We start from the raw sequence: 371 nt of genomic DNA, 5'->3' as shown, positions 1-371 counted from the left end.
AAATCATCTGACTTATTTTTTTCAAAGTTTCTTAGCCATTCCCCATTCGTTGGATCTTTAATACCAATACCATACGAATGCATTCTTAAACGCGCAGCATATGTAAGACGTTGTCTATAGCGTCCCTTACCACACACAATGTGATGTGCCTCATGATATGAAGTCGGTTTTGGCTCGCCTGCCGCTCGTAAAAACTTAGCAAGTTTTTCCGTAGGATGATGTTCTTCTTCTGCTAGCTCCTTAACAGAACTCCCTTCACTTTCTGCGCGGTAAGACTCTAAGCTTTGCTGCGCGATAAGCAAGTGCTCTAAACGCTTGCGATCTTTATGAAAGTGGTTGTAATCTCTTTGTACCTTTTCCTTAGATGCACC

1 protein-coding gene is annotated in these 371 nt (G+C 42.0%); it reads right to left on the bottom strand.

Going from position 1 to position 371, the window contains the following annotated elements; translation table 11 throughout:
• The coding region (locus CWB66_RS22570; protein ID WP_212747858.1) for an AHH domain-containing protein at positions 1-371 on the bottom strand (371 nt) is incomplete at both ends.

It is taken from the genome of Pseudoalteromonas sp. S558 (assembly GCF_005886635.1).
GTDB lineage: Bacteria > Pseudomonadota > Gammaproteobacteria > Enterobacterales > Alteromonadaceae > Pseudoalteromonas > Pseudoalteromonas aliena.
This window is presented reverse-complemented; position numbering and strand designations above follow the sequence as displayed.